The sequence below is a fragment of the Pseudomonadota bacterium genome (genome assembly GCA_018817425.1).
In the GTDB taxonomy this organism is placed as follows: domain Bacteria; phylum Desulfobacterota; class Desulfobacteria; order Desulfobacterales; family RPRI01; genus RPRI01.
This window is the reverse complement of the sequence record JAHITX010000075.1, coordinates 1-21,831: the sequence shown is the minus strand read 5'-3', so window position 1 is coordinate 21,831 and position 21,831 is coordinate 1. Positions and strand designations below refer to the sequence as shown.

Below are 21,831 nucleotides of genomic sequence, written 5' to 3'. Positions count from 1 at the left end.
GGACCTTTTTGAAAAATACCGGTATGTTGGCTACCACAGTATCTTTTCCGATATTAAGAAGTAAAGAAGATGTCTTAAGGCCGCCTGGTGCCGCATCTGATTTTCTTTCAAAATGTATCAGATGCGGCAAATGTGTCGAAGCATGTCCTTATGACAGTATTCGTTTATTAGGGGCCGATTCCGGTCTTAATATTTATACACCATATATAGATCCTGTAAAAACCCCCTGTTATTTATGCCGGACAACAGGGACAGACGGAAAATCAAAGCCTCTTGGAAAATACTTGCGCTGTGGAAAAGCATGCCCGACAGGAGCACTAAAACCAATACTCAACGATATAGAAGTTTTATCAAAGCTTCCAAAAGAAATGAAAATCGGGACAGCAAATCTTAACAGGAAGCTTTGTGTGGCATGGCAGTTTAGTTTTTGCGGAGAATGTTATTTCAATTGCCCGCTTAAAGACAGAGCACTTCTTTCAAGGCCGCCTGATGAAGAAGTATCAAGAAGCGGCATATCGCCTTATGTTAATCAAAAAGCCTGTATCGGATGTGGCCGGTGTGTTTTTGTCTGTCCGGTAAGAAAATTCAATGCAAAATTTATAAACGAAACTAATGTGCCGGATTATTTTCAGCTAAGATACGGTGCTCTTGTGGAAAGAATTATTGCACAAAATAGAGATAATGCACAATTGCCGGCAATTAGAGTATTAAAAAACAAGTCGGACAGATGAAGAGAAGTGAGAAGAAAAATCTTAAAATACTTCCATTAAGACGTATATCTCAGATAAGTATAATTCTCCTTATCATTGCCGTGCCCTTATACTCACAAAATCCGTATAACGGGTCACCCTCATTAATTGTAAAGGGTCAATTGCCGCCCCCTGCCATTTCGAAAGTATCCGGTGATACATGGAGTTTTTCAATAGGAAATTTTAGCATTATTCATCCTACAGCTTTTTTTGATTTTGTGTTTTCAGCAAAATCCGTTTCTTCTTCCATGCTCATCGCTGTTTTAATTCCTTTATTAATTACATTACTTTTTGGCAGGGTGTTTTGTTCATGGCTTTGCCCGATCGGTTTTATACTGGAACTTACAACAAAAATTAATGCGTTTTTGAAAAAAAAAGGTCTTACAAGAGAGATACGCATAAAAAACTTTCGTTTTGTAATTCTTGCTACATCTTTGATTACAGCTTTTTTGTTTGGATTTCCCGTAATATCAATCTTTGATCCTTCCCATCTTCTTGGCAGGGAATTTTCCATGATATTTACCCATCAGGAAGTAAGTGTTGCCGGTCTTATATTTTTGCTTGCTATACTTGTATTTGAAATTTTATTTGTATCCCGCGCCTGGTGCAGGTATTTTTGTCCGTCCGGGGCATGTCTGTCTCTAATTGGAGTTAATCGAATTTATAAAATCAGAACAGATCAAAAAGAATGTGTAAGTTGCAACCTATGCAGATCGGTGTGTCCTTATAATCTGGAGCCGGACAAGATAGTAAACTACACAACTTTGCAGAGTGCAGTTTGTGATAACTGCGGTTTGTGCAGGGATTCATGCCCGAAAGGAGCAATATCTTATAACCTTTGTTTTGATAAATAGTTTTCAAATGTGATGCAAGCCCTTTTTAGATATTGCGTTTACTTGCTAAGTCCAAATTTCGGTTCTAAATTTATCAATCTTATTTATTGACTGTATAAAAAAGCTTGATTGATTATATTTAGTTTTTTTTGTACGCTGCAATGATAAAAATTAAGAACAATACAGCAGAGGGAGTTTTTACAAAGGCGTATTTTAAAAGGAGGAATCATGTTAATTATTACAGAAGCAGCTAAAAAGGAACTAAAAGCTTTTTTCAAAGATAAAGGAATGGAAATACAACCTGTCAGGATATTTCTTAACCAGAGCGGATGTTGCGGCCCGCGGATGGCAATGGGGCTTGACGAAAAAAAAGATAGTGATAAACTTTTTAAAGTTGACGGAATCCAGTACGTAATTGATAGAGAACTACTGAAAAAGGCTCAGCCTATCAATGTGGATTATGGATTAACCGGGTTTATTGTTTCATCCAATCTTAAATTTGATAGCGGATGCTCAAGTTGCGATTCCGGGGGCGGTTCGTGCTGCTAAACAGAATTGATTGATAACAAGTGACATGTAAGGAGGAGCTATGAAATTAAAATCATTATTAGTTTTATTTTTCATCCTGTTTTTTACTATGTTCGTTTTAGCAAAAGCCGAAGAAATACAAGCTGTTACCAATGCTTCTTTAGCGCCTTCTGCCGTTTTGGAAGATAATGGTTTCAGATTTGATCGTGTGCTTGAAAGCGCTGTGGTTACACATGATTTTATTATAAAAAACACGGGCAATGCTCCTTTATCTATAAACAAAGTAAAAACAAGCTGCGGATGTACGACTGTGGATTATACCAGGCAGATACTTCCGGGCGCCGAAGGGAAGATCTCAATAAGAGTTAATACAGCAGGGTATGCGGGCAGAAATTTCAAAAAAAGTATAATAGTATATACAGATGATCCGAAACACCAAATAATAAATCTGTTTATTAAAGGAGAAGTTGAAGCATTTGCCCTTATTGCACCGAAGATTGTATTTTTAAGTGGTAATTCAGACAGAACGATTCAATCCCGGATTACTATTACACCCTTGGAAAAATACCCGTTTAATATCGTAGAATCTTATGCGGTCAATCTTGATAAAAAAATTGTATTTGCACTGAACAAAAAGGAAGACAAATATTTTTTAACAGTAAAGAACATTGAAGAAAAGACTGGAAAATACCAGGGTAGTATTTATCTTAAGACCGATAATAAGTTGAGAGATGAAATTGTTATTAATGTAATAGGTATAATAAGATAAAACGGTGCAGAATTCAACATATGTGAGGCCATCGTATGGTGAAAATGATGACAGGAGATCCTCTCCTTAATGTTTAAGACAGATGGTCTCAAAGTCCATATGCTGCTTTAAGATCATGGTACCGCCGCCTTCCGATACAATCTTTTCTACAGCGGCAGTGTTACGGATTCTGGCCCCTGCAATGTGGGTTACCGGTGTATCAGCGAAAATCTTCGGGTGCATGAACGATGAAGGTCCCAGAATTATTGCGGCACGCGGATTTCCGAGACCTGACAGGAGCTCATCTATAGTGCCTGTAATTATGGATGTGGCCGTTATTATGGCAACACTGCATGCGGCAAGTGCGGCTCGACCTTTCTCAGGAGATATTGTATCAATCCTGTTGCTATCCAGTTCTAAAATATCAAGGCGGCAACCGGTCCGGCGAATTACAGGCACAAGGGGGCCGAAAAACCCCACCATGACCACATGGTCAGATGCCTGGATATTGGCAAGTTCCAGAATGTCAACCGAAGTGGTTTCAGGATGCGGGAGTCCTGCTGCAAGGGCGTTGGCCGTTGCAAGGCCAAGTGTTCTGGAAAGAGGATTATGCGAGTTTGCAAGCATCTCAAGAAGTTCTACGGCTGTTCTTCCGGCAAGAGTTCCAGCCTTTGCCTCGTGAGTACAACCTCCTGAATTGCTTCTGGCTGTCCAAGCAATCCCAATATTTCCATTATCAAGCCTTACACTTGTATATCCCAGCCCAATACGTGCATCGGCAACAATAAGACCTTGTGAAACGGGTTTCAGGTAATCAATTATCTTTTCTTGAATTGTTTTATGCATGAAATATTCCTTGTGATATGTAAAGCAGTTGCGATTATTTCACCATGTCTATTTGATATATATGCGGATAGAGAAGTTTAACAACACATTTTTGAATTACAATGGCGGAAGACAATTCAATATCCTTTCAGCATCCTGATCAGTTATTGTTTTATCGTATATTTCGGAGTAAAATGTTTTCATTTCTTTTATCATATTCCAATCTTTGAATAAATCAGGATGAAATATTTTTGCCATGTAAATCATGAGAAGTACACCTTCGTTGCTTGCGTGATCCCATGTATAAACTCCTCTGGGAATGCGATAAACTCTTCCGTTCTTAACGGCTTTCATGTTTGCCCAGTCCGGATCATTCTTTACTATATCCGGAGAATCAACATAGCCGCTTAGAAGAATAATATCAGGATTCCACGACAATATCTGCTGCATGGTAGCATTTGCATGGTTGTCAGTTAATGCCTGCGGCAAATAATTACCACCGGAAACTTCAGTATTCCAGTGCATTACACTGCCCATTCCCTGGCTTTTTAACATGTCATTGCGCAGACCGCCGTAATAAACCGCAGGCCGGTGTTTCTTGTCTGTTTTTGATGTTACTGCAAGAATCAGTTTAACTTTTTCATCAAAATATTTATTATATCTATCTGCTTTTGCTTTCGCATCCGGTCCCAGAAGATCGCCGAACAAGCTTACCTGCCTTTTAAAATTTTCCATATATTCATCAATGTTCATGGGCCTTGTTTCGGCGGAAAATGCACATACCGTCTTTAAACCTGCTGCACTATACTGGTCTCCTTTGGTCATCCCCGGCGTATAGAGTACAAGATCAATGTTCATAGCCAACATTTGTTCCGGACTAACGCTCTTATTGTTTTGAGCGTTCTTTATTTCCGGAAAAAGTTTGTAAGCCCATAAAGATTGTTCCGCCATCAGGCTTATAGAACTTCCCTTACCGAGTGTCATAATCTTTTCCGGAGAAACACAATGCATGCATGCGATTCTTCTTGGGCTTACAGGCACTTCAACCCTGTTGTCGCACATATCGGTTATTATCTTATAATCTTGTGCATAAACCGTGGCATAAAATACCAGTGATATTAAAACCGATAGAAATACAATAATTTTCTTTCTCATTTTCCACCTTCCATTTATTATTTTAATTACGGATAAATTATCTGATTCATATCATTTTTTGATACATCCACGCCAAGAAACAGCCTGAAAAACTGTTGACTTTCCTTTATCATATCCGGCTTGTAATGATCCGGATAAAGAAGATTCGCAAGCCATTTGGCTCCTAAAAACCGCATGAAAGAAGGCGGCCGGTCAAACCAGTTAAACGGCTCACGAGGAATTAGATAGACTCTTTTATCTTTTATCGCCTTAATGCTTTTCCATCGTGGATCAGAAAAGACGCTCCGGTAAAAGGCAGGTTCAATTGCAAGTATGACTTCAGGATTGTAAAGCATTACCTGTTCCATACTGACTTTTTCCATTCCATAGAGGCTTCGCATTAAACAGCGATGGACGTTTCTCCCGCCGACAAGATTGATAAGTTCGGCGTGCAATGACGAGTCGCATTCGGTACTAAGCCCATCAATACCTTCTGCATAGTAAACGGAAACTCTTTGCTTCTGTGGTATGGACCGGGATAGGATCGATATCTCCGCTAGTGTTGAACGTGCGTAAGCTGCCAGTTTCTTTGCGCGTGTTTCGCGACCAAGGACTTTGCCAAGATAAAGCATAGCCTCCGGATAGTCGGAAAGGCTGTTAAGTGTGACATAAATCACCGGTATAGGTATTGTCCTCATGGTATCATCAACGATGCTGCTCATTGCGGCATTATGTTTGAATATCACAATAATATCCGGTTTTGTTTTAAGAATCATTTCGATGTTTGGTGTGTTTGCCTGACCGAACCATCCGCCAAGGACAGGCAGTTCCTGCATGATTTTGTTCAGATACTTTTTCTGTATCTTCTGTACCGGAAAATTGATACCTGTCAACATTTCAGGATCAATGGCATACAATAGGTTGGTTACCGGCGGTGAAGTGCTGTAAACCTTTTGCGGGCGGTCGGGAATTAAAAATATTCTTCCAAACATATCCGTAATTTGTTGAGCATTTGCGGAAGCAACACAGCTCAAATCAAGAAGCAGCCATGTTAAAACCATAATCAGGATTCTAAGCTTTGTATCATCGTATTTGAGCTTTTTGCGTATCATATTTTCTCTTCTTGCCGGTAGCGCCTGCATATCGAACGGGGGGCACAGAACCTGAGAGAACCGTTAACTCTCATCACATCTATTTTTGCGTTGTAAAGATGAAAGAGGTTTTCGCTGTTGACGATATCGTTGCATTTTCCATCGGCGACAATACCGCCGCTTTTTATCATGATAGCCCTGTCGGCCACCCATAGAGCGTGTTCCGGTGAATGAGTCGATTTAACAAAAGTATAACCGGAACCGGAGAGATTGATGATCTGCTCCAGGAGACGCAACTGGTTTCCATAATCAAGACCGCTTGCAGGCTCATCCATTATTATAGTTTTCGCTCCCTGGGCAATAGCGCGGGCAATGATTGCAAGCTGCCTCTCTCCCCCTGAAAGTTCGGTATATGGGCGCATGGCAAGATGCGATATTGAAAGTCTTTCCATAGCGTCCTTGGCGATTTTAATATCCTCATTTGAATAACGGTAAAAAAAAGTTTTATGAGGTATCCTTCCCATAAGAACAATATCAGTAACTGAGTATGGAAAAGAACTTCTGTGGGTTTGCGGAACATAAGCGATTTTTCTGGCGATTGTTTTTGAGCTGAGACGGGTAATATCTGTTCCGTTAATAAATACACTGCCCCGTGCAGGGTGCAATAAACCAAGGATGATCTTGATCAGAGTACTTTTTCCGCACCCGTTAGGCCCCAGCAATGTTACAATCTCTCCGGCTCTGATATGAAAGTTGATATCTTCAAGAACCGGTTTTCCGTTGTATCCGAAAAAAACACCTTTGACGGCTATATGTGAATTCAATTCCATCCACGTCTCGCTTTTTTCAGGATTACGGCAAAAAAAGGTATACCTATAAGTGATGTGCTGATGCCTATCGGAATTTCCACATTAAAGAGCATCCGAGAAACATCATCTACAATGATAAGATAGATAGCTCCGACAAAAGCACTTGCCGGAACAAGCACCTTGTTATCCGGGCCAACGAGCATGCGCGTAATATGCGGAATTATAAGACCGACCCAGCCTATCATTCCGGCCAGAACCACCGTAAGAGCGCTCATCAGCGTTGCAAAAAATATAAGCAGCATTCGTATCCGTTCAACCGGAATGCCGAGAGCCCGTGCTTCTTCATCACCCATGCTAAGCGCATTAAGATACCCTGAAAGAAAGGTAACAAGAATGATGGCGACAACCTGGGGAATTCCTGCTGCAAGCAGTATCTTTCTGTCCACAAGAGACAATCCTCCCATGAGCCATTGAACAATCGCAGGCAGCTGATTGTACGGGTCAGCTATGTATTTGACAATCGATAAAAGTGAAGTAAAAAATGCACCGCTGATAACACCTCCCAATACAAGAAGCAAAACGGTATTTCCTCTATGCATTTTAGCAATGCCCACAGATATGAGAACGGCAATGAAACCGAAAAGAAAGGTTAGAGACTGTACTGCAAACCAACTTTTGGAGAAAACCATGCCAAGCGCAGCTCCGAATGATGCCCCAGCGAGCACGCCGAGAAGGGAAGGGGAGACGAGGGGATTTACAAACATGGCCTGAAAGGATGTGCCAGATACCGAAAGGGACGCGCCGATAAGTACTGCTGCCAGAATGCGGGGCAAACGTATATCGAGTAGAAGATTTTTCAGCAAGCTGCATTGTTCGGCGTCTATGCTGCCGATACCGAATATCTTGAAAAGAAAAAATCCTGTAATATCAGTTAATGCAAGCGGATATTTGCCGAGAGCCATTGAAAAAACAGCCGTCATAACAAGAATGAGCGTCAGCACAGGAAAAAGCAGGGAGCGCTTCATGGATAAATGACCTGTCTCATCTCATCATCTGATAAGTCCACACCAAGAAACAACCGGTAAAAATCTTTAGCTTCTTTAACTATATCTGTTTTGTATTCTGCTGGATAAAGAATATTTGCCAGCCACTTAAGACCCATGATACGCATAAATGACGGCGGACGGTCAAACCAGTTAAATGGGTGTCTGGGAATAAGATAGACGTGTCCTTGCCTTACAGCCTTGACATTTTGCCATACCGGATCAATAGAATACATTAAATACGAGCCGTAAGGTGAAGGTGCATACACTTTCCGGATAGAATCGGGTAAATTTACTGTACATCCTGCCATATCAGTAATCATCAGTGCTCTAGCAGTGTCAGTTATACAAAAATTCAGCACAAAAAATGCGCCGATGGCTGCAATAAGTTGAATGTTCTTTTGATTAAACATTATGTTAGCTCCACTATCTGTGTTATTTCCACATAAATTTCCCATGGTTTTTTTGTTTTATTGAAATTTGCTGCGGGTATATTCTATGTGTCTTTTCTATATTCAATCCGAGAACCTAAAATGCCAAAGTAAGTTGTGTCCCGATGGTACGTCCACGATCCGGGTAATAGCCTGTCACATAACGTGTTGAATAATGTTTATCTCCCAGATTGCGTCCGTACAGAGTAATAGTCACCAACCTATCGCTGATTTTGAAATCGCGTTTGATGTTTGCATCAACACGAGTATATCCTCCCAGGCCTCCGTATGAAGCTGTTCCCATAGGACTGCTGGAGGTTGACCATTCGTCGACCTTTTTAACGGATAAGTTGAACTTATAAGAATTCCAGCAATGGTTAAGCATGAGAGAATAAAGATTTTCAGGATTCGATACGCCATTTTCATCTGTGGTCACACCACCGGATGTGCTTTCATTATCCAGTATTCGTGTCCAGCTCAGTTTATAAATGGTATTTTTCATAATTTTTCCTTGAACCATTATTTCAAATCCTCTCCTGAGTTCGTCCGCCTCGGAATAGTAGTAATAAGTTCCACTATCGAGTTCATAAGTGGAATTAGTGGCCGATTTTGCGTTTTTTATATCGATATCAAACCAAGTCAGCGTTGCTCTTAGCCAGGATGTAAAATCAGCCGCCAAACCGATTTCAATCCGTTTTTGCTTTTCTCCATGCAACTCTTCTCCGTTTTCTGTCCGTACATCAAAATCACCCGAAGTTCCCTGATCGCCGTAATAGTAGCGAGTATCAAGCGCATAGATATCTGTTAACTGCCAATGAGCGCCCAAGGCATAAATATTAGCAGGAGCCATATCAACATCATTGTTAGCCTCGTTAGTGGCCTGGCTTTCATTTCTTGCAGCACTTGAGTTATCTATATGCTTGACATCACGACGATAACCCAAATTAAATACCAGATTGTCATTTAGCAATTTCTGTTCCACGGATGCCGACCAACCTATAACGGTAGTATCGTACTTGTTATAGCCTTTACTGAGGTTAGGACCATATCCTTTACTGTTTGACATTTGCCCACCTAATTGAAGCAGGGTGTTATAAAAGCAGGAATTATGGCGAAGGCCGATGCCTGAGGTTTCTTCCTCATATTCTTTTATTGTTACTGCTGAAGAAGAAAAACTCTCATTGCGTTCAGTTTGGTCATATTGAACTTTAAACAGGTTCAGAAGAGTTGTATTGTTATTATCCCACCGGATGCCCATATCTCCTGAATAAATGGTTGTTTCCAGAGGGTCGTAATACCATTTGACATCCGATAGGGTACCGTCTGCTGCCACACCCCGCTGCATTTCAAAATATCCCGAATCACGATATACCATCATATTAAGGTTGAATTTACCGGCCTTGATTCCGGTATTAAGCATACCGCCGGACCCTTCTCGTCCATCAAACCAGCTATCCTGACTTGGACGATCTGTTTTTGACAGCATTCCGCCAAGATAACCTTCGATTTGTGATGACTCATCATACAGACTTCCAACGTAAACACTCTCCTGAGTTTCTATAGGATGCCCTCCTTTGGCTTTTTCAATAGAACCGCTCAGAATTGCCTGCGTTTTTCCGGGCTGTTTGGTGCGAATGATTATAAAACCCGTATTTAATCCGGACCCTGAGTTGGAAGCACCGATACCTATCGATGGTCCCAAAGTCAGTGAGGTTGAACCTCGTACAATCTGCATCTGCTCAATTGCCGCCACAGGAAATTTATAAAGAATTCTGTTAACTGACGATGGTAATACTGCTCCGTCAATAATATAGGTAAAGCTGCCACCGCCTCGCAGAGAAATAAAAAAAGGGCTTTTACGTCCTTGATAGGTAAGGTTTATGCCGGTTGCTTTATCAAGCAGATCATAAACATCACTGGGTTTCAGATTTTGGATTTCTTTTTCGGTAAACACTTCAGTCCCGAACCGGGCACTTGTCTCAACACGGTAGGGATTTGTAATGCTATCGGGATCAAGATCCTTCCTTGGCATATCGGCAACAACGGTTATAGAGTCTAATCGGTGTGTTTTTTTTTGTATGTTCTCAGATTGATTGGCTGCTTCAATGCTTTCTGGCTCAATACTCTCACGCTGATGAACAGATCCACCAACAGCAGTAATCGGTTCAGATTGGTTTTTTGATACTTGACCGTTTTCGGATTCATCGGCCATTGCCGCTTTATGTATTAAAAAGATAAAAATAACCGGGACCAGACTTATGCTTAATAATTTCATTCCATAGTACTTCATGCAATTCTTCCTTTATAATCACTAATACTTCCGCTTTCTATAAGAAATGTGAATAGCAATTAATCCTTGTTCCACCAGATGAGCGCCCATTTTATATCTTTTCCGTAATCCAGACTCCACCAGCCGGCTTTGCATACAATGTGTTTGTCCAGGTGCTTGTTGAGTTTTATTTCTTCTTCAAGACGCAAATTGCCAAGCATCCATTTCACGGATTCCACCAGCTGCTTGCTTGTTTTGTAGCTTTTTGTTTTTTCGGTTATAAAATCTATATTGGCTCTGATTCCCATCTGATATAAGAGATTATAGTTGTATATGTAGTCAGGGCCTGTATTCAGTTTTCTATCGATTGCTGCAAATACACGCCGGTCATATGGCCCGTCATCTACAATGGTAGATATATAGACACGCTTTCTTGCTACACCGTTCAGTTTAATTACTGCTGAAACAAGATCGTCTACGACAAGTGAACGGGATGCAATCGCAACATCATGAATTCCTATTCCGGCTTCATTCCAGTTAGATTCCCAGCTTGCTTTAATGGTACTGACATTTGAGATATTTAGTTTATCACATTGTGCCCGAACAATTTTGAGCATCGAACCTGAGAAATCGATGGCTGTAACTTTGCTGACAAGTTTTGCAAAAGGTATGGCAAGGGTTCCTGATCCGCAACCCATATCAAAAACGGTCCAGCTCTTTTTCGGATTTACGATTTTTACGAATGCTTCTGCATATTCTGTTTTTGACGAATTTTCGGCAAAAGAAGGCGCCCGCTTATCCCATGAGGCGGAGTTGCGGGCAGGAGACGAGCGAACTGATTTTTTCCCCTTCCATACTTCATTCCAGTCTATCGTTTTAATATCTATCATGCACATTTCTTAAATAGTATGGGCTGCGAAGTCCTGAAAAACCAAATTATAGTTTTTCCCTTCAATTTGAGTAAGAGAGCAGTGGTGAATAGTAACTGCTATTGCTTGCACATGGCTTACAAAGAATATTGCCATCCTCAACAACTTCCCTCATATCCATGATTCGTTCTCCGCAACAGGAACAAGTAACTATGGTAAGAGGCCTGCCCGGCATATCTTCAGGTTTCAGATTTACTGAAACTTCCATAATGTTAAAGAGTTCGTCGGCGGGCATCATTGCATATTCTACCGTATAGGGATTTTGTTCTATCTCTTCGCGGGTCTGAACTCTGTCGCCGTCTTTATTCTTTACGTTAACCCTCACGGCTTTATCCGTTTTCAGATTTATAAAGGTAGCGGCCATCTTTCCGTAGTCAAGTATTTTCATGGTACGTTTACCCGGATGGCACCCGGTTGTTGCCAGAATGGCATCGGTCGCGCATCTGTCCGTTTCAACAAAAACGATGAGGTACTTACTGTCTTTACCCTTAGGATCGTCAATGCCGATAGCTTTAAGTCCAAGAATGGCCATTCTCGTACCAAGAGTAACCCCGGCACAGAGATCTCCGTGGAAAGCCTTTGCTTCCTCGAGGCATTTTGCTAAATCCAGATTGTCTGTAGTCATATACATATCTCCTTATGTAATTCTCGCAATTGTAATTTGCACCTGAGCTTTCCCATAGAGGCCCCGTATCACATCGGCTGTTTCATCCACAATCATGCAACACTAAAAAGTGTAGCGAATATTTGCAAAATAGCTTCTGCCCGGCATTGGATAACCTTCCGACAGTTCATAGTTTCTGTCGAAGATGTTCAGCACACCTGCTTCAATCTTTATGCCCTTTATGATTTCGTAAATAGTGCGGAAATTAGTAATAGCGAATGCTCCTGTTGTAGCATCACCATCGCTAGAGCTGTAACGATCCGAATTGTATTCAATGTCGGCGAGCAGGCTCAGTTGCGTGACTGGCATGTACCGCGCATAGGCAAAAAACTTGTGCTTCGGGATATCGGTTATCTTCTCGTTGTTTGTCCTGTTGTCGTTGTAAATATAGGAATAATTGAAGCCGGCCTCAAGTTTATCCATAATCGGGGCCGCAATTTCAAGTTCAGCTCCCCAGCGATTTACGTCGCCGATGTTCTGATTCTGCTTAAGTGTATCGCCGGGGTTATCCGGATCGGGAACTTCTACCGAAAGGATCATATCTCTTACATCGGAATAGAAAAGAGCGGTCTTGACGGCAATTTTTTTTATAAAGATATCATGGTAACCAATCTCATAGTTTGTAGATTTTTCGGGTTTGAGTCCCGGATTGGGCAGGGCCGTTCCCATTCTGTAAGAGTATTTGTCCTTTATTGTCGGCAACCTGCTCTTGTCTGCTATAGTTGCATATATTTTGGCCGAATCAGTAAGGTTGAAAAAAAGACCGATTTGGGGATTGGTGGCATGTGCCCTGTCTTTGGGGTAGTAGCCGAATGTTCCTGTTGACGAGTCGTAACTGTCTTCCGCCCTAATGGTGTTGATACTATCATAGCTGATGCCAAGGATGGAATAGAGCTTGTCTGTAATCTGCACCGTATCTTCAAGTCCAAGAGACATAATTTCATCTTTAAAATTCTGATAGGGATCAGGAAGATTATGTTCCTTGTGGAAATCCTCCTTGTAATGAAAAGCCGCTTTAATCTCGTTTATCGGGATCAGCGTTGTCCCGGTCTCCAAAGAAAAACCTCGTGTGTGGTCGTCGTAATCGCTGATAAACGACGATTTCTTGTTTTGTGTGGTATATGTGTCATCATCATATGACAAGAGGGAATTTTTATACTTGTCGTAGTAGAAGCGGGTTTTTAAATATATATCCTTTCCGAAAGGTGTCTTTGTCGTCAAATACCAGCTTTTTTTGTCCCAATATGGCCATTTCCAATACCTGGGTTTAGTGCCGGAATCATTTCCTGCATAAACAGGATTACCTTTTACTCCATGCTGCTCAATGTAACTCAGGGCATACTCATGGCCTTCTGCCGGAGTAAAACCCAGTTTCAGGTTGTATTTGCCGTCATGATAATAGGAATTATCCCGCTTGTTGCCGTTTTCAGTATTATACAATACTTTATCCGGATCAAATTTGTCGGAAAGTACAAAATAATCACTGTTGACATAGGATGCCCCGCCCTGAAAATAAAATATCTTCTGATTGGTGCCGAGGTTAATATATCCATTATATGTACCGCCAGTGGCATAACCAATGCCTGCATCCCCTTCAAAAGTTTTCTGCGGTTTTTTCGACACCATATTTATGGCGCCACCTTCCGTGTTTGGTCCGTAAAGAACAGATGAAAAACCTTTTGAAACAACAATCTCCGATACATCATAGGTTGTAAATCTACTAAAATCGGGGTAACCGTCATAGGGTACATAGATAGGGATACCGTCTAAAAAAAGCGGAACCCGCCTTATGTCAAACCCTCTCACGTATATTGTCTGTTCGTTTCTTGCACCTGTTTGGGATAAAGTAACACCAGGCAGCAATGTAACGGCCTGTGCCACATTGTTCCTGTCAAAATCGCGTAGTTCATTGTTGTAGAGCTTTTCTTCAGTGATATTATTACTGACATCCGAGCTGCCCACTACCACAATCTCGCCAAGGATAAAGACATCCGTTAATTGGGGATTCTCTTCCGCCTTAAGGTCTGTTGCCATAAAGACCATGAATGCCATAAATAAAACAAAAATATTTTTCAATAATAAACGCATAAGATTTTCACCCCTATTTTAAAAATTTAATTTAATTTCCTTGTTAAATTAAGGACGGTTGAAGTACTTTTTGATGATGCCGGTGCAGTTTGATTCTCACTACACTGCCAGCGCCAATCGGCTGAAGGCTTTGAAAAAGAACGATTAATATTTTTGGGAGAAAATTCCATGCCGTAAAAACGTTGATAGAAAGTCCGGGCTTCGGCAATAACATCATATTTACAGCGCCCCGGATGCAGGATTTTGGCTATGTTTAATAATCCGAGAATCCAGCGGGGACTTCCGAAATCCCATCCTGAAGCCGGATGAACAAAGATTTGCTTTTGCTTAACAACATTTACTTTAAGGCCCAGTTCCAGACATTCATCCAGAAAATCATCAACCGAGTTTGATAAAAAGGCTGAAATAAAAATTATATCCGGATTCAGTTCGTTTAACTGCTCGACACTTAAGCTGCGGCCAGGTCTTCCTCCCGGAGGTAACTGCTTGTTTAAACTAATGCCTCCGGCCCACTCCACAAGCTGATTTTCCATGCGACCGCCGTTAATATAAAACAGCGGCTTTGCCATGGCATAATAAACCCCCGGCCTGTGCGACAGTCCATACAAAGACTCAGAAACTTTTTGCAGTCTATCTTCAAGAAAGCGCGCAAGTTCCTCGCTCTGACTCCTGAAACCCGTTACCCAGCCAAAATAACGAACGCTGTCAATATAGGTTAGAGGGTGCTGAACATTATGGTGCAGCATTAGCAGACCACCCGGAATCAACAGGTGTTCCCATGCCCGCACAATGTCATATTGGTTGTGGACACCCATGGCAATAAGCATGGCTTCAACCATTTCCAGAGCCCGCGTAAAAGGGTAACCACCCTGGAAAGCATCCTCCTGGTGAGTTTGCTCAGCCACTGACCCGGTTATATTAAGCGAACCGTAACAAGAGCCACACTTGGTATCTGTGAACTCTGTTGGTTTGTTGACGTGCAATTTAGCGCCCATTGGGCCATAAAACTCTCTGTTGATGGCCATTCGGCCGCAGTCCGGGCATATCGTGTTCAGATATTTCGTTCCCGGAGTGTTGAACAGATATACATAATTCAGCCGCTTGCGAAGTTGACAACAAAAATCTTCAGCCTGGCGGACGCTCGGCTCCTGCGATATATCGGAGTCTTCAAAAGAAATAAACCTCATCAATTGCAATGGGATTCGGGGTGAAATACCGGCAATGAGATCCGCCAGAGAACGCAATTCCGACTCTTTACCACGACTGAATATCACTGACAGTTCAACATGGATACCGGCGTCAACCAGTAAACTAAGATTTCTGAACACAGGTCCCATACCGGATTTGGCGCCGCAAAAATGGTAGGATTCGTCGAAAAATCCTTTCAGTCCAATGTTGATAAAATCAAGCACAGGCAACAGGCTTTTCAATGACTGAAGCGTAAAATATGCATTGGAGGAACAACCGACTTTAAGGCCGTTTGCTTTGGCAAGAGCTGCTACCCTTAGAAAGGTCGGAAAAGAAGCTAAAGGATCATTCATCAGAAAAGCTATACCCATACACCCTGAAGATTTCGCTTTTTTTACAATCTGTTCAGGAGTTAAATGCAACAAAGCTTTACTGTTATTTGGCATTTCCCGCACAATGACCGTGGAAATACATCCAGAGCAATCAAAATTACAGCCTGTGGAGCTTATCTGTAAAAACTTGTTACCCGGAAAATAATGCAGCATAGGCATGGTTTCGATAGATATGGGACAAACCGTCAGGTAACGGTCGGGAAGTATTTCCGTAATTTGCCTGCCCTGAAGTTCGTATAAACCGCAAACGCCGGATTTCCCCTTACCCAGCAGACAACCCTGCTCACAAATATTGCAGATCAGAGATTGCTTCAGCTCTCCTTGCGTATGATTATCCATAGGCCTTTCTCCTCGCAGTGCACTATTTCATAGTTGGAAATAGCTGCATCCTTTAAGGCCCGCTCGAATTTCCGGGGCGCATCCGGCCCGAGATTACGCTTAGCCATATTTTGCCATTCAGCTCTGCCTTTATGGTTGTCCTGCCACCGGTTGATTATTTCTTCTTTCATACCGGCCGATCCAAAACCACCGCCGATATATGTTATACCGCCCGGAGCGAGCACCCGGTATATCTCCCTGAATGCCTGGACAAGATCGTCCCAAAAAAAGATGGACCCGCGGCTGACTGCAAGGTTTACGGAATTATCCGGCATTGGAATTTTTTCGACATTGGCCAAAATGGTTTCCCCGCGCCCCTGAAGCCCGTTTACTGAGATATTACGCTTTACGATTTCTATCATGTCGCTGGATTGGTCTAAAAAGTAAATTGCCAAATTGCTTGCCCGAGCCAGCTCAATACCCAGGTAGCCTCCACCGCAACCGATATCCAGGCAGCATCCCTCGGCAATGCCTGTGTAAACAAGAATTTGAGCGGCAATAACCGGATAGACGGGCTTAAAAATTTTTCGGGCTATTTCATCGAATTCCACGGCATTGATCTTCACTATCCCTCCATTCATAAAACACAAATGATATGACGTGTATAATTGTCATATAAACTTTATAAAATGCATAAGCGCTATATAGAAAGATACATAACGTTTTGTCAACTGTTTTTTCCTAAATTATTTTCCTAAAAATATTTCGAAGATTTCCTTCTGCAAGAAATGGTCAATCTAAGATTGTAATGGCTTTTGATTGATTCCGGATTTGCTCACTAACTCAGGTGGAAGCAATGGGGGGATATGCTTGTTGTTGCAGTTCAAGTATTGCTGTGTGCTGCTACAGCTTTTGTCCAGGAAGATATGTTGTAAAAAGGAGTTTTCATAATTTTGTGTACCTGTTTCCGAAGACAAATAACTTGTTTTCCGATCTCATATTGCGTTTCTGGGCTATGTTTGCGTGCATAAATCTTTTCCATATATGTGAACTTTATAATCAATAAAAGCCAACTTTACATTCCGTCATACTTATGATGATATTTTTCATCTGGGTATAATAGTCCATTATTACTTTATGAGTTTCACGTCCTATACCGGACTTTTTATATCCACCGAATGGGGTATGCGCCGGTAGGATATTGTAAGCATTAATCCACATTCTACCGGCTTCCACGGCCCTGGCTATGCGGAGCGCACGATTAATATCCTGTGTCCAAACTGCACCGGCCAAGCCAAATTCACTGTCATTGGCCATAGCAATAACTTCTTCCTCAGTCTTGAATTTGATGACCACCGCCACAGGGCCGAAGATCTCTTCACGGGTAACTCTCATCATGTTGTTTACTCCCGTTAATAAAGTCGGTTTCATGAAGGCTCCCTTTTCAAGGCCATTCCCGGTTGCCCGCACACCGCCGCACGCCACCATGGCACCTTCCTCTTTTCCAATTTCGATATAATCAAGAATATGATTGACCTGGCCCTCGTTGATCTGAGAGCCCATGATTGTTCCTTTTTCCCAGGGAAGCCCGACCTTAATGTTGCTAAAAGCTTTTACCGCATCAGCGACAAATCTGTCGTGAATGTCTTCATGAACAAATACGCGTGAACCGGCGCAACATATTTGCCCCTGATTTAACAGAATGCCTATCTGAAGACCTTCCATGGCCTTTTCCCAACAGCAGTCCGGAAAATAAATGTTAGCGGATTTCCCGCCCAATTCAAGGGTCGAGGGGATAAGTTTTTCGGCGGCAGCACAGGCAACCTGGCAACCGATGTCGGTTGAACCTGTAAAGGCCAGTTTCCGGAAACCGGGATGTTCCAATATAAAATTACCTGCCCCTGATCCACTTCCGGTAATCACGTTTACAACTCCTGATGGTAAAACCGGATTCATAATTTTAGCAAGTTCCAACAAGCTGAGCGATGTTGCAGATGATGGTTTAATAACAACACAATTACCTGTAGCAATGGCGGGAGCTATCTTCCAGGCGGCCATTAGAAAAGGGAAATTCCAGAGAATTATCTGGCCTACAACACCAAGAGGCTCGTGCAGGATTATGCTCATAGTGGTATCGTCAATCATTACCGCCTGTCCTTCGTCCGCTCTGATGGCGCCTGCAAAGTAGCGAAAGTGATCCGAAGCAAGGGGTATATCGATGGCAGTTGTTTCACGTATCGGCTTTCCATTATCCATGGTCTCAATAAGGGCAAGCTTTTCAGCATTGGCATCAATAAGGTCGGCAATTTTCAGCAACAATGCCGAACGATCCTGAGCGCTGATTCTTTTCCAGTTATCCCAAGCTTTCCAGGCGGCGTGCACAGCTTTATCAACATCTTCCCTGCTTGCATCGGCACAGGTGGCAAGAAGTTCTCCGTTTGCAGGACAATAGGTATTGAAAATCTTACCGTTGGCGGCATCTACCCATTGGCCGTCAATGCATAGTTTATAGCTGTCACTCATAGGTTTTTCCATAATTTCTTCCTCTTTGTTATTGAAGATTTGAACCCATCTTCGGGTTCAAAATAACCGTTTTTTGTTCAATGAAGATATGTTGTAGAAATGCATTATTGCTTCAAGAACATTTCCGCCTAAAGCTCGTGCCTTTTCAATTATTGTGTAACAGCATTCTTTATTCCCTCTCGGAGCAATATCCCCTCCTTTTTCATTTACCATTACTTCGATTTCACGTATAAGACCACGAAGTATTCCGTATATACCGGAATGCACCGGAGTTTTGTCCACTTAGAGAAATCGACTTTTTTGATTTCATCTCCCAGTTTTTTTACATGCTTTACCGCACCGGTATGGGCCGCACTCAACACCCGTTCAACTGTATAGCCTTTTATGGTAATAATTTTTTCTCCCAAGCTGTCAGTCGATACATGAAACAACAATAGAGCTGATTCGTGTCAATGAGAACTTATATGAATATAATGACGTTTATAAAAGACTATTAAAATATATAAAATACATATGCGATATGTATGACTGTGCATAACCATATGTCAACAGTTTTTTGCAAAATTATTTTTTAAACTGCTGTGTGCCGCATCATACCTTGCGCTTGTACCCCATTCATTTATTCAAAGAGGACGAGGGATTCGGTAAAATATAGATCTCTTAAACGAAATGTATTTATGAGAAATAGTATGAAAACAACCCAATTGATTGACTAAAAAAAACTACTCGTTATATGATGAAATTAATTTTTAGAGATTATTGCTTTCCATCTGCAAATAAACTATGTTTTTTAAGGAGGTTTCTGTTTAATGTCAGATTGGGTTATTTCCATTAGAACAGTTTTGGGGTAGAGTGTGATGGGGGCGGAATGAAGCTGAGCTATAAATTATGGCTTGACAATGATGGAAAAGTCTTTGGGGAAGGACCATGTAACCTTTTGAGGAGCATTGAGAAAACCGGTTCACTCCATCAGGGCGCGAAGGAGATGGGTATCTCTTATCGAAAGGCATGGAATCTACTGCGCGATATCGAAAGTCGGCTCGGATTTGCGTTGATCGATCGAAGAGCAGGAGGGACTTCCGGTGGTGGGTCTAAGATCACCATCGCTGGTAGGACTTTGCTTGAGCGATACGAAACATTTTGCCAGGAGGCTGAGGAAAAGCTCCAAGAAGCATTTAATAAGCACTTTCCAGATTCCAAAAGCGGTAAAATAACGGCAAAATAATGCAGGGTAAAGAAAAAGGGGTTAACAATGACTTGGCTAACCCCTTTGATTTGTTTGGCTCCCCAGCACGGACTCGAACCGCGGACAAAGTAGTTAACAGCCACTTGCTCTACCTGTCAAGCCATTCTATTCTTAATGGTCGTGACATAGGAGAAACTGGCTTTGCCCAATCGGATTTATACTGGAAATTACAACAAAAATTAATGCGGTTTTGAGAATAAAAGGTTTTACCCGTAAAACATATATAATAAATTTTCGTTATATAATTCTTGCAGTGTAGGTAACCTAATTAAAGGCAAGTGTCAGCGGACAGATTTTTATTTGGAATTCCCGTAATTTCAATCTTTGATCCTGCCCATCTTCTCGGCAGGGAGCTTTCCATGATATTTACCCATCAGGAAGTAAGTGTTGCCGGTCTTATATTTTTGCTTGCTATACTTGTATTTGAAATTTTATTTGTATCCAGCGCCTGGTGCAGGTTTTTTTGCCCTTCCGGAGCATGTCTTTCTCTTTTGGGAATGAAACGAATCTGTAAAATAAGAGTAAATAAAAACGAATGTATAAATTGCCAAAAATGCAGATCGTTTTGTCCCTATGGGCTGGAACCGGATCAGATGGAAAATTATAAAACTTTGCAGAGGGCGGTTTGCGATAACTACGGCTTATGCCGTGATGCTTGCACAACCGGAGCCATATCTTATGAATTAAATATCAATAAAACTACTTGAGGACAGACTCTACAGGTTTCAGTTGTCTTGCCAACCGATTACGTTTATGACGTGAAATATCGCCAGATACGCATCATGGTTTCATAGGGCATCTCGAAAATAATTGTTAATATTCCTCTATGCTCACTTCTTTTAGTACCACCTATCTTAAAATCTGAGTAAAACTTGTTCCCACATGAAGGACAAGCCATTAGAACCCCGCCGATGTTATTAGGGAATCTTAACTGTTGGCCACATCTTGGGCATTGTTTTTCTGTAGAATCAGTCATTGTTTTAGTTGCTACCCGCCATCCTTCTCACTAAGGGAAAAAAGGGGGCACAATCTCCTATTAGCTCTTATTGATTTTTCTCTTTATTTCATGAACCTTAGCCCTTAATTGCTTATCCTTTTTCAACTGATGTTTTACCCTATCCACTATGCTTCCTGCAGAGCTGTCTTTTGACCGGAATTTTTGGACACTGTTGAAATATTGTGACCACCGAAGGCGATAGAACACCGCGACCCTTGGGCACCCTATGTGCAAGTTTTGGTTAGGTGCTGTTTAACGTTTGCTCACGGCGGATTACTTTAATCATCTCATCGAGCTGATAAAGAAAACGTGATCGGTCACCCTTATTTAGCGGTGCAGGACCTCCTGCTATCTCACCAGCGCCACGAAGCTCTGACAACAGGTTACGAGTCACAACAGCATCACCGATGTTATCTTCCCTGAATGGCTTTCCGGTTGGGCCAATTACACTTGCACCTTCCTTCAGGCAGCGGCTTGCAAGCTGAATATCCGCGGTGACAACGATGTCATGAAGTTGCACGTGCTCGACAATCCAATCATCGGCCGCATCGAAACCGTCCGCTACAATTTCGAGAGAAATCCATCGCTCCTTCGGAACTCTCATCCATGAGTTGGCCACCAACGTGACATTAAGGCGATGTCGGCTTGCAATGCGGTACACTTCCTGTTTGACCGGGCACGCATCAGCATCTACAAAGATGTTCAGCAAACTAAAATCCTTTCCTCTCCGTGGTGCTTGCCTATCACACATAACAATAAATATTGTATACTGAGTGAAGCTAATAAAATTTTGCAAATTTAGCAAGCTTTATGCAGCTTCATTCCGTATACAATCGGGTTGGACGAAGCCGAAATACTTGGGGTCAAACATTGAATTCTGAACTTACGGCTTGATACTGTCGCCTATAGCCCTGATCAGACAATATCTTGTCATTCGTTGCTTTTACACTGCGACTAACCATAGAATAGGAAAGCCCAATCAGATTACCGATTTCCTGGTTTGACAATTGGCCGGTTTTCCATAGT

23 protein-coding genes are annotated in these 21,831 nt (G+C 41.9%); 6 read left to right on the top strand and 17 right to left on the bottom strand.

What is annotated here, in order from left to right:
- The first annotated feature begins 8 nt into the window (after nucleotides 1-8).
- The 4 genes from KKC46_12610 (at nucleotide 9) to KKC46_12595 (ending at nucleotide 2,879) form a co-directional block, all read left to right on the top strand.
- The gene (locus KKC46_12610) at nucleotides 9-731 is read left to right on the top strand and encodes a 4Fe-4S dicluster domain-containing protein (GenBank protein ID MBU1054646.1); all 723 of its coding nucleotides are present in this window, start codon (nucleotides 9-11) and stop codon (nucleotides 729-731) included.
- Complete coding sequence (locus KKC46_12605; GenBank protein MBU1054645.1) at nucleotides 728-1,603, top strand: 4Fe-4S binding protein; 876 nt, start codon at nucleotides 728-730, stop codon at nucleotides 1,601-1,603. Before KKC46_12610 ends, KKC46_12605 begins: the two co-directional genes overlap by 4 nt.
- A 207-nt stretch (nucleotides 1,604-1,810) precedes the next feature.
- Entirely contained in the window at nucleotides 1,811-2,131 is a 321-nt protein-coding gene (locus KKC46_12600) for an IscA/HesB family protein (GenBank protein ID MBU1054644.1), read from the top strand.
- 40 nt (nucleotides 2,132-2,171) lie between these two features.
- The gene (locus KKC46_12595; GenBank protein MBU1054643.1) at nucleotides 2,172-2,879 is read left to right on the top strand and encodes a DUF1573 domain-containing protein; all 708 of its coding nucleotides are present in this window, start codon (nucleotides 2,172-2,174) and stop codon (nucleotides 2,877-2,879) included.
- Between the two features lie 66 nt (nucleotides 2,880-2,945).
- Here the strand turns inward: KKC46_12595 and KKC46_12590 are convergent, their stop codons facing one another.
- The 14 genes from KKC46_12590 to KKC46_12525 form a co-directional block, all read right to left on the bottom strand.
- A complete protein-coding gene (locus KKC46_12590; GenBank protein MBU1054642.1) occupies nucleotides 2,946-3,704 on the bottom strand; it encodes a DUF364 domain-containing protein in 759 nt (252 codons plus the stop codon).
- 96 nt (nucleotides 3,705-3,800) lie between these two features.
- The gene (locus tag KKC46_12585; protein ID MBU1054641.1) at nucleotides 3,801-4,838 is read right to left on the bottom strand and encodes an ABC transporter substrate-binding protein; all 1,038 of its coding nucleotides are present in this window, start codon (nucleotides 4,836-4,838) and stop codon (nucleotides 3,801-3,803) included.
- A gap of 26 nt (nucleotides 4,839-4,864) precedes the next feature.
- Nucleotides 4,865-5,929, bottom strand: coding sequence for an ABC transporter substrate-binding protein (locus tag KKC46_12580; protein MBU1054640.1), 1,065 nt, complete (start codon nucleotides 5,927-5,929; stop codon nucleotides 4,865-4,867).
- Nucleotides 5,926-6,738 carry an ABC transporter ATP-binding protein gene (locus tag KKC46_12575; protein ID MBU1054639.1) on the bottom strand — a complete coding sequence of 271 codons (813 nt, stop codon included), beginning with the start codon at nucleotides 6,736-6,738 and terminating at the stop codon, nucleotides 5,926-5,928. Before KKC46_12575 ends, KKC46_12580 begins: the two co-directional genes overlap by 4 nt.
- Nucleotides 6,729-7,742, bottom strand: a complete 1,014-nt coding sequence (locus tag KKC46_12570; protein MBU1054638.1) for an iron ABC transporter permease — start codon at nucleotides 7,740-7,742, stop codon at nucleotides 6,729-6,731. Before KKC46_12570 ends, KKC46_12575 begins: the two co-directional genes overlap by 10 nt.
- Nucleotides 7,739-8,218, bottom strand: coding sequence for a hypothetical protein (locus KKC46_12565; protein MBU1054637.1), 480 nt, complete (start codon nucleotides 8,216-8,218; stop codon nucleotides 7,739-7,741). Before KKC46_12565 ends, KKC46_12570 begins: the two co-directional genes overlap by 4 nt.
- Before the next feature lie 70 nt (nucleotides 8,219-8,288).
- Nucleotides 8,289-10,403 carry a TonB-dependent receptor plug domain-containing protein gene (locus tag KKC46_12560; protein MBU1054636.1) on the bottom strand — a complete coding sequence of 705 codons (2,115 nt, stop codon included), beginning with the start codon at nucleotides 10,401-10,403 and terminating at the stop codon, nucleotides 8,289-8,291.
- Nucleotides 10,404-10,540: 137 nt separating this feature from the next.
- Nucleotides 10,541-11,350 carry a methyltransferase domain-containing protein gene (locus KKC46_12555; GenBank protein MBU1054635.1) on the bottom strand — a complete coding sequence of 270 codons (810 nt, stop codon included), beginning with the start codon at nucleotides 11,348-11,350 and terminating at the stop codon, nucleotides 10,541-10,543.
- A gap of 61 nt (nucleotides 11,351-11,411) precedes the next feature.
- Nucleotides 11,412-12,014, bottom strand: a complete 603-nt coding sequence (locus KKC46_12550; protein MBU1054634.1) for a TraR/DksA C4-type zinc finger protein — start codon at nucleotides 12,012-12,014, stop codon at nucleotides 11,412-11,414.
- Between the two features lie 102 nt (nucleotides 12,015-12,116).
- Nucleotides 12,117-14,141 carry a TonB-dependent receptor gene (locus KKC46_12545; GenBank protein MBU1054633.1) on the bottom strand — a complete coding sequence of 675 codons (2,025 nt, stop codon included), beginning with the start codon at nucleotides 14,139-14,141 and terminating at the stop codon, nucleotides 12,117-12,119.
- Nucleotides 14,142-14,167: 26 nt separating this feature from the next.
- Nucleotides 14,168-16,060 (bottom strand): radical SAM protein, encoded by a 1,893-nt coding sequence (locus KKC46_12540; GenBank protein ID MBU1054632.1) that lies wholly within the window; start codon nucleotides 16,058-16,060, stop codon nucleotides 14,168-14,170.
- Entirely contained in the window at nucleotides 16,033-16,665 is a 633-nt protein-coding gene (locus tag KKC46_12535; GenBank protein MBU1054631.1) for a class I SAM-dependent methyltransferase, read from the bottom strand. The genes KKC46_12540 and KKC46_12535 overlap by 28 nt, the downstream gene beginning before the upstream one ends.
- Nucleotides 16,666-17,098: 433 nt before the next feature.
- Nucleotides 17,099-18,574 (bottom strand): aldehyde dehydrogenase family protein, encoded by a 1,476-nt coding sequence (locus KKC46_12530; protein MBU1054630.1) that lies wholly within the window; start codon nucleotides 18,572-18,574, stop codon nucleotides 17,099-17,101.
- A gap of 45 nt (nucleotides 18,575-18,619) precedes the next feature.
- A complete protein-coding gene (locus tag KKC46_12525; protein MBU1054629.1) occupies nucleotides 18,620-18,829 on the bottom strand; it encodes a hypothetical protein in 210 nt (69 codons plus the stop codon).
- A 601-nt stretch (nucleotides 18,830-19,430) separates the two neighbouring features.
- On the opposite strand from KKC46_12525, the gene KKC46_12520 reads away from it, so the two are divergent.
- Both KKC46_12520 and KKC46_12515 read left to right on the top strand, forming a co-directional pair.
- Nucleotides 19,431-19,787: a LysR family transcriptional regulator gene (locus tag KKC46_12520; protein MBU1054628.1), complete on the top strand. Its 357-nt coding sequence runs from the start codon at nucleotides 19,431-19,433 to the stop codon at nucleotides 19,785-19,787.
- Between the two features lie 299 nt (nucleotides 19,788-20,086).
- Complete coding sequence (locus KKC46_12515) at nucleotides 20,087-20,515, top strand: hypothetical protein (protein MBU1054627.1); 429 nt, start codon at nucleotides 20,087-20,089, stop codon at nucleotides 20,513-20,515.
- A gap of 44 nt (nucleotides 20,516-20,559) precedes the next feature.
- On the opposite strand, the gene KKC46_12510 is transcribed toward KKC46_12515, so the two are convergent.
- From KKC46_12510 to KKC46_12500, 3 genes are all read right to left on the bottom strand, one after another.
- Nucleotides 20,560-20,784 (bottom strand): hypothetical protein, encoded by a 225-nt coding sequence (locus KKC46_12510; GenBank protein MBU1054626.1) that lies wholly within the window; start codon nucleotides 20,782-20,784, stop codon nucleotides 20,560-20,562.
- A gap of 262 nt (nucleotides 20,785-21,046) precedes the next feature.
- On the bottom strand, nucleotides 21,047-21,556 hold the full coding sequence (locus KKC46_12505) for a YaiI/YqxD family protein (protein MBU1054625.1): 510 nt from the start codon (nucleotides 21,554-21,556) through the stop codon (nucleotides 21,047-21,049).
- A gap of 112 nt (nucleotides 21,557-21,668) precedes the next feature.
- On the bottom strand, nucleotides 21,669-21,831 hold a 163-nt coding region (locus KKC46_12500), incomplete at its 5' end, for an Lrp/AsnC family transcriptional regulator (GenBank protein MBU1054624.1).